The organism is Limosilactobacillus frumenti DSM 13145 (genome assembly GCF_001436045.1).
In the GTDB taxonomy this organism is placed as follows: Bacteria; Bacillota; Bacilli; order Lactobacillales; family Lactobacillaceae; genus Limosilactobacillus; species Limosilactobacillus frumenti.
On the sequence record NZ_AZER01000025.1, the window covers coordinates 78118 to 86348 of the forward strand.

The window sequence follows — 8231 nt, forward strand, 5'->3', positions numbered from 1 at the left end:
AATTCACCTCCATTCTTTTAAACAGTCATTACTTCTACAATGCATACTAAACATATTCTAAAACTTTCAATCGCTTTTTCGTAGTGATTTTAACGAATATAATGCTGACTTCCTTCATATTTTACTTTATCTTTAAATTTTAATCCATTTAAAAATAAAAGAGCGCCTATTAAGCACTCACAAGCTTTACCTCAACGTTGAAGTAAAGCAATTTTTGACAATAATATAATCCCCACTAACTAATATCATAAGTAAAATTCTTGCAGATATACGTGGGAATGTTTTCTGACCTTACTGACACATAATTTTCCTACTTATCAGCCTTTGCAACTGCTGCTTGGGCCAAGATATTCAGGTAATTAAATGGTCTGTCAAAGTTTGGCTGGAATAGCATATCAACGAACGCCAGGTAATCAATTGTGTGTTTATCTTGAATGCATAGCGAAAGAACGCCGGCTGATTGGGCTACATCATATTTACTCATTAGCTGACCACCAATAATTTGCCGTGTCTTTTTATTCCAAACAAGCGTCATTAAAACCTTCTCCGTTGATGGCATAAATTCTGGCCGATAATTATCTTCAATCGTGACTGACTCAGCATCGATTCCTGCGTTTCTCGCATTTTCTAGTGTCAAGCCAGAAGAAACCATTGTTGTTCCATAAAGGTTTAATCCTGAACTAGATTGAGTTCCCATATCACGCATCTTATTACCAAAGATATTAACGCCAACTATCGTTCCTTGACGAATTGCATTGGTAGCTAACGGAATATAAGCATCCTTGCCAGTAGGATTGTAGTGAACACTAGTTGAATCACCGGCAGCATAGATGTCAGGATCAGATGACTGCATATACTCATTAGTAACAATGGCGCCATTATCATGCATCTTAACTTTGCCCTTAAGCAAATCAGTATTTGGCCTGAAGCCCACACAAAGAATTGCCATATCTGCGTCAAAACTTCCCTTATCAGTTTCTACAGTGACCCCGTTATCATGATCTTTAAAAGCAGTTACTTTTTGATTGAAGGCTAAGGTTGCTCCATGATCTTTGAATTGTTGTTGAATGCGATCAGTATACTTTTGATCAAAGTACTTATGTAACATTCTTGGTGCCCCATCGATTAAGGTAACATCCTTATTTTGCCGGGTATAAGCTTCAACTAATTCAACCCCGATGTAACCACCACCAATAACTACGACTCTTTGGGCATCTTTAGCAGCTGCAAAAAGTTTTTTAGCATGATGATAATTCTTGCAAAGGAAAACGTGATCACTATTAATTCCATCAATTGGTGGAATGATTGGCCAAGAACCAGTGGTATCGACGAGTTTATCATAGTGATCTGTTTTCTCCTCGCCAGTAACAAGGTTCGTCACTTTAACAGTTTTCGTCTTTGGATCAATATTAGTAACATTATGTTGCATGTGAACATTAGCACCTAATTGCGCTAATTCTTCAGGGCTCGAATAAAACATTGCATCTGGATCACCCACATCGCCACTCAAATATACGGCAATTCCACATGATAAAAATGAAACATTATCATTTCTTTCGTAGATGGTAACATCAGTCTCTGGGTGTTGCTTTAAAATCTGCGTAGCGGTGATAGTTCCTGCATGGGTACAACCAACAATAATAACTTTCATTTTGGCATCCTCACTTTGTTCAATAATTAACTTAAGTATTTAAACAAACATCGACATTTGATACTTTAATTATAAAAAGGAGCAGTTATAATTGAATTGATTTAAATCAAGAAGGGAAGATAAATATGGCTCACCATTCTGAAATTGCTTGTTTAAGTAAGGCAACGATCTTTAAAAATTTACCCTTACCCCTAAAGAAAAAACTTGTTACCATTTCTTCGCACCAGGATTTCTTTCCTAAAGGGAGTTTTATTCGTCAACCACTTGATGGTAAAGATGGAATGATTTTTCTCGATTCAGGGCATGCCAAGGTCTACACATTAAATACAGCAGGGAAAGAAACTGTTTTGGAAGTCCTTAATAAAGGCGATTCTACGGGACAAGAAAACTTATTTAGCACGGGTAATCACGAAAACTTTATTCAGGCAACTGAAGATTGTCTTGTATGTTCAATGAAGCGCCATGATTTTCAGATGATGTTAAAGGATTCACCTGATCTTGCCTTATCGCTGCTAAATGACTTTGGAGAACGATTAATAACGGCCGAGAAAAACACTGTTCGCCGAAATTCAATGAATGCTAAAGAAAGGGTCCTCGATTACCTTAAAGATCACGGAAAAAAGCTAGGGAAAACGTCATTTAATCTTCCCTTGCAGAAAAAGGATTTAGCTAATTTTTTGGGACTCACACCGGAAACACTGAGTAGACAGCTCAATGCTCTTCAAGCGTCTGGACAGATTATTGTTAAAGGCCAGTTTATTAGCCTCAATTAATAATTTGTATGGAGTAAGTAAATGTAAAATGACTGAATTCTTCCGCTTAAATCCGCAAGTTTCACCTTATTTCTCACTTTCTAACACACTAAAATTGTCTAAACGCCTGATAATGTTGAACTACAGTGATTTGCCAAGGATCAAAACAACACGATAAAGGACCACGCGAGAAAAAAGTGAGAAGTTGATAACGTTTTTTAACGTAAAATAGCCTATTCTAACGACTGAAAATGCCGTCAGAATAGGCGATTAGGCTCTATACTTCAGAATAACTGAAGTATAGATACAACAGTATTTAGCTCTAAACGTGTTAGGGCTTGGAGTTAAAAGTGTAGTCGGAAATTTTGTTTAACAGCTGATATGGCGTTAAAAATGCCATATTAAAGTCACTTTCTCACTTGATGGTTTTAGAGTCACCGATCAATCTTCGTTATAGCTGACTGTTAACTCTAATCCGTCGGTAAATTTTCTTAAGCATATCATTCATTGAACGTTGATCATAATCAAAAACAATCATCTTGCTTAGAACACATGATAAGTTGCTTCATGTAGGTCTGTGGGTCATCAATAATCTGCAACATCACCTTAGCCACGTCTGCTCGGTTAGTACGCGGTGCTCCTGGCATTTTGTAGCCAGATGCTGCATCCCTAACCAGCGGATTTTCACTTCTTTCTCCGTTAAATAGTGGGCCGGGATGAATAGTCGTCCAATCGAGATCAGAAGACGGTAACTGCTTTTCACCAGCCTCATGATCAGCAAAATTTCCCTTTAAGAATCCTTTAGCCCCCATTCGATATGGATAACGGGTATTTTCATAAGTAGCACCAACACCTAATGCTGACAGACTGATTAGGCGTTTAACTCTTGCTTTATCCATTGCTTCAATAATGTTTGGAATAGCAAGAGCAAACAATTTTCCACTGCTATTAGAAACCGGATTACCAAGCGCCACTAAAACCGCATCACAATCTTTCATAGCCGACGCCATTTTATCAATGTCGTTTAATTCACCAGTTACCACCGTTATTTGGTCACGATGGGTTAACTTATCTGGATGACGAACATAGGCAATAACTGAATATTTCTTTTCTAAAGACTGGAGAACCAGTTCTTCTCCGGTCCGTCCGGTTGCACCAAAAATGCAAAGTTTCATTTAACACGCCCCACTTATAAGTTGTCTTCAATCCAGTTGAAAATCATTTCACTCGCCGGAGCATAACCACCCATCTGTGTGTGCTGTTGAGCGGTTGAATTCTCATCAAAAAATAAGTAATCCTTCGGGCAGGTTAGCTGATTATAGAATTCTTTAGCAGCCTCTGGGTTAATCTCAGCTGCTCCATTTAATACCAATACTTTGGACTGAATTTGATTGATGATATCGCTGTTGTCATATTTAGCTAATTCCGGTAATAATTCTTTTTCAGAGCAACCATGCTTCCAGGTATAATCTTTAAGCATGTATTCCAACATCGCTGGTCGTAATCTTTTTGGCAAGGCTAGAATTTTGTTCAAACGCTGTCCAATCATTTTGCCCCAAGCGATATTACCAGGATCAGCAATACATACCTTGATTCGCTTATCAAAAGCTGCTGCCCGGGGAACCTGGAAGCCGCCAAAGCTCATTCCCATCACACCAATTCGTGATGGATCCACGTCAGATAGTCCCTCAGCAAAGTCTAAGACGGGTTTCATGACGTTCTCAAAGTCAGACCGGAATGGTAGCCCTTGAAGGCGAAGGGTCATTCCCTGACCTGGGCCATCAAAGGTCAAAGCATTAATGCCACGCTTAATTGCAGCGTCTGTTACCCAACGTGTATCATCAGCCCAAGTATCACGACCAGGAACGACAATCAGCAGTGGCGACTTTCCGTTAGCGTGTGGTGACTGAAAATAGTGCCCTGGCAGAGTCGTATTTTCATAAGGAATTTCAATTGCTTTACCGGGATACCCGGAAAGTTTCATTGACTTATCATAGCAACCCTGGCTAAGTCTACAATACTGTCTGATTCGCGGATCCGCAACATCTCCGAAGTACATCAAAGCAACTCGCCAATAGGTTGAAGCACGAAGGTATGTGCTACCTGCACTGACCGGCTTGTTAGCTTGTTCATATTGTACCGCCCGCTCCTGCAAACGATTTGCCATCGTAGCCCAGGCGCTGATCCAGGTCTGTTCGTCACCGTTCTTCAAATTAGCGTTTACCTCTAAGACTTCACCGACATCGGCCATTCGGTAATTAACTAACCCTAAAACATGTTTGACGAGGGCGTCTTGTAAAATATTCTTACTGAATTTCTGTGATGACCAATGATTATTGAATTTCATAAATTCTTCAGTCATATTAATTTATCCTTTCTATTTTTCACGTTTTTGTTGTTCGATCTTGCTTGTCCGCATCCCTGGGAAGATCCAGTTCCACTTACCACAAAGCTTGATAATTGCTGGTACAAAGATCAATCGGACAATAAAGGCATCAAAGAAGACCCCAAAGGCTAGTGCTAATCCGATTGACTTGCTAGTTGGGTTAGTAGTAACGGCAAAACTACCGAATACGGAAATCATAATTAACCCAGCGGTAGTGATAACCTTAGCGTTTTCGCGCATACCGATGCGAACTGCCTCAGTAGTATCCCCAGTTAACAGGTAAATCTCCCGAATCCGTGATACTAGGAAAACTTCATAGTCCATTGCCAGACCAAATAAGATTCCAATTGCAATCACTGGTAAGAAAGCAATAATCGGTGCTCCCTTACTAATACCGAAAACAGTGTGCATAACGGCATCTTGCATAACAGCAGTCAAGGCACCAAATGATGCCAAGAGTGACATTCCAAAGCCAGCCATAGCAACTAGCGGGATAATGAAGGAACGGAAAACTAACATCATTAAGACAAAGGCCAGTGCCATAACAATTCCAGCAAATATTGGAATGGCATGGTTTAGCTTTTGAACGATATCGATATTTATAGCGTTGGATCCCGTGAGAATGAGTTTGGTATTCATCTTATCTTCAGTTGTCTTGGAATATTTCTTTATATTGTGAGCTAACTTATCAGTCTTAACTGATTCAGGTCCATGGGTAGGGATCACCATGAAGACAGCATAGTTTCCGTCGGGTAGCTTACCACCTGACTGCTGAAGCACCATCTGTTGCTGAGCGGCACTTGCTTGCTGACCGGGCTGTCCTTGACCAGCCATTTCCTGCTGTTTAGCGAATTGTTGAGCAGCACTTGTGGTACTACCAGGTTGCTGAGAATTATTCATTTGACCAGGTTGAGGTTGCTGGCCTTGTTGCATTCCGGATTGACCAGAGCCAACTTTACCTCCACCACTGATCATCCCCGGTGTCGCCATCTTGACGTACTTCATATTGGACAGATGATCGGTGATCTTCATGACTGTCTGTTGTTTTTCCTGCGGACTGGCATTCTTGTCTAACTTGGCAACAACAATTAATTGACCATTGATTCCCTCGCCAAACTTATCGGACAGAATATCATAAGCCTTTCGCTCAGTCTGATTGGTTGGTAATGCGCCATTATAAGGCATTCCCAATCTCATATGACCAGACGGAATGGCAAATGCTATAAGAACCAGCACACTGGCAATCGCAGTGACAAACGGGTGCTTGATAATCGTATGTTCAACTATCCCACTTTTGTTCTTGCGGTGATGTGGTTCTTCTTTTGCTGGTTTAATATGCCGATGAGCTAACGAAATCAGTGCTGGTAACAGAGTCATTGCTGATAAGATCGCAAAAGCCACCCCAACAGCAGCAGCTAGGCCCATTTGCGTCAAGAAGTCAATACCAACCAGACTTAAGCCCGATACTGCAATAATGACTGTGATTCCTGCAAATAGTACTGAACTACCTGCAGTTCCCATGGCATCACCAAGAGCTGTAAGGTAATCATTTTGTGTCGCACGATTAGTCCGATAACGGTTGATGATGAAGAGGGCGTAATCAATCCCACAGGCTAGGCTAAGGATCATCGCCAAACTCTGGGCAACTGATGCGGTCTCAAAGTAGTTAGAACCAATTCCGATAACTATAAGACCTAGTGCCAAACCGGTAACCGCACTAATGATTGGTAGGCCAGCCGTGATAAAGGAACGAAAGAGAACTATCATGAAGACAAAAGCGATTGCGACACCAATCAGCTCAGCAATTTCATTAACCCCCATCGGGTGAATTGAAACGGTTCCGGTGTATTCTACCTCGACACCTTTCTGGTCATCTAGTGTTTTAAAGGCTTGTTGTGTCTTATGGATTGTCGCTGGAGTAACCGAATTTGTCTTCTGGTCGTAGGTTACCGTGACGTAGGTAGTCGTCAGATCTTTACTAAACTTTTGTTCCTGATAAGGGTTAGTAACAGACGCTACATGTGGTTTTTCCTTTGCCTTAGTTACAGCACTATTAATTGCCTGTTCTGTTTTTGGTTGCAATAATCCTTTCTTATCTTTGGTTTTTATTACAACCTGAAGGGTTCCATGATCAGTGTCCTGGTGAAATTCCTTCTTTAAGGTTGATTGAATCTCAGTTGATGGAATTCCCGAGATGGATAGTGACTCATTGTAGTTGGAGCCTAACCTAGCTACGATAGTTCCGAAGCCGAGTAGCGCTACTAACCATATAATGATTGCGGTCCACTTGTGTTTGGCCATACACTGACCAATTTTCTTTAATAGTTTTCCCATACTCTCTCCTCTTTCTTTATTGACTTTCTAAATTATAGTCAGCATAATTTTCATAAACTATAGATAATAAAATAGCACTGTCAATTAAAGCGACAGTGTTTAGAAAGTGGTGATAAAGTGGCGGATTTAAGAAAATTACGCACCCAGCGAGAAATTCAGCAAGCACTGGCTGACCTCCTATTAAAGAAGACATTCAGTAAAATTACGGTAACCGACATTGTTAACAAGGCGCTGATTAATCGCAACACCTTTTACCTGCATTATCGAGATAAGTATGACTTAGTTGAACAGATAATAATGACAATGGTTGACCAATCAAGTTTCTCCATCAACGAATTCAATACAACACCATTCTATTTCTTACGATCAATCTCAAATGAAGCTTCTGACTTGGGGCATCAGATCATCAACCGTCAGCGAGCAGACAGCGAATTTCAGGAAGTAGTTTTAAAAACTATTCTCAAATTGGTAATGACAGATGCCGACAGTTCTAACAGTCAGATTTGGTTTACTTTCGGTAAGCTTTCTGCAATCATGGCCTGGAATAACCAACACGGCTATTACTATGACATCATTCAAGACGCCGACCAACTTCAGCGAATTTTTGACATTGAAGAATTTCCTAATTTAAATGACTGATTAAACAAGTTCTGATGATAATGTAACATCATTAATCGTTTTTACATGTTGAAATCACTAAAATGCACACAAAAAAATGGGCGTAAAGCCCATCAAATCAGTGTATACAGCCTTTTCCAGATGTAAGCTCATGCACACGATTTTTCTGTGTGCACAGCCGTGTGCATAACATTCTTAAATAAACAAAAATAATCCTTGATATACCTTCGCAAAACGTTGATATATCAAGGATTAATAAACTCTGTAAGTTTTAATTATGCTGACTAGAGGATTCGAACCTCCGACCTCATCATTACTAATGACGTGCTCTGCCAACTGAGCTAAGTCAGCATAATAACAAGTACTTGGTTATTATACCAGATACTGTTATTAAAGAAAAGGCGCAAATCCATAATTATGGGTCCGCGTCTAAGTTAGCGTGGCAACGTCCTATCCTCGCAGGGAGCGATCCCCCAACTACTTTCGGCGT

The 8231-nt window shown here is 40.3% G+C and carries 6 protein-coding genes and 1 tRNA gene; 2 read left to right on the forward strand and 5 right to left on the reverse strand.

Features of this window, described 5'->3' with window-relative positions; genetic code table 11:
* Positions 1-310: 310 nt before the first annotated feature.
* Entirely contained in the window at positions 311-1651 is a 1341-nt protein-coding gene (locus tag FD27_RS08195; RefSeq protein ID WP_057752550.1) for an FAD-dependent oxidoreductase, read from the reverse strand.
* Between the two features lie 125 nt (positions 1652-1776).
* Between FD27_RS08195 and FD27_RS08200 the strand changes: the two genes are divergently transcribed.
* Complete coding sequence (locus tag FD27_RS08200; RefSeq protein WP_057752553.1) at positions 1777-2424, forward strand: Crp/Fnr family transcriptional regulator; 648 nt, start codon at positions 1777-1779, stop codon at positions 2422-2424.
* Between the two features lie 503 nt (positions 2425-2927).
* On the opposite strand, the gene FD27_RS08205 is transcribed toward FD27_RS08200, so the two are convergent.
* Genes FD27_RS08205 through FD27_RS08215 form a run of 3 tightly spaced genes read right to left on the reverse strand, consistent with a single transcriptional unit; the run spans position 2928 to position 7123 of the window.
* Positions 2928-3578 carry an NAD(P)-dependent oxidoreductase gene (locus tag FD27_RS08205; RefSeq protein ID WP_057752556.1) on the reverse strand — a complete coding sequence of 217 codons (651 nt, stop codon included), beginning with the start codon at positions 3576-3578 and terminating at the stop codon, positions 2928-2930.
* A gap of 14 nt (positions 3579-3592) precedes the next feature.
* A complete protein-coding gene (locus tag FD27_RS08210; protein WP_057752559.1) occupies positions 3593-4765 on the reverse strand; it encodes an alpha/beta hydrolase family protein in 1173 nt (390 codons plus the stop codon).
* A 15-nt stretch (positions 4766-4780) separates the two neighbouring features.
* Positions 4781-7123, reverse strand: a complete 2343-nt coding sequence (locus FD27_RS08215) for an MMPL family transporter (RefSeq protein WP_057752562.1) — start codon at positions 7121-7123, stop codon at positions 4781-4783.
* Between the two features lie 117 nt (positions 7124-7240).
* On the opposite strand from FD27_RS08215, the gene FD27_RS08220 reads away from it, so the two are divergent.
* Positions 7241-7762 carry a TetR/AcrR family transcriptional regulator gene (locus FD27_RS08220; protein WP_057752565.1) on the forward strand — a complete coding sequence of 174 codons (522 nt, stop codon included), beginning with the start codon at positions 7241-7243 and terminating at the stop codon, positions 7760-7762.
* A gap of 257 nt (positions 7763-8019) precedes the next feature.
* Here FD27_RS08220 and FD27_RS08225 read toward each other — a convergent pair.
* Positions 8020-8092 (reverse strand) — tRNA-Thr (locus FD27_RS08225).
* Positions 8093-8231 lie beyond the last annotated feature (139 nt).

Coding starts and splice junctions, on each gene's coding strand:
- FD27_RS08195 (WP_057752550.1), bottom strand. CDS start 1,651: ATGAAAGTTATTATTGTTGGTTGTACCCATGCAGGAACTATCACCGCT.
- FD27_RS08215 (WP_057752562.1), bottom strand. CDS start 7,123: ATGGGAAAACTATTAAAGAAAATTGGTCAGTGTATGGCCAAACACAAG.
- FD27_RS08200 (WP_057752553.1), top strand. CDS start 1,777: ATGGCTCACCATTCTGAAATTGCTTGTTTAAGTAAGGCAACGATCTTT.
- FD27_RS08205 (WP_057752556.1), bottom strand. CDS start 3,578: ATGAAACTTTGCATTTTTGGTGCAACCGGACGGACCGGAGAAGAACTG.
- FD27_RS08210 (WP_057752559.1), bottom strand. CDS start 4,765: ATGACTGAAGAATTTATGAAATTCAATAATCATTGGTCATCACAGAAA.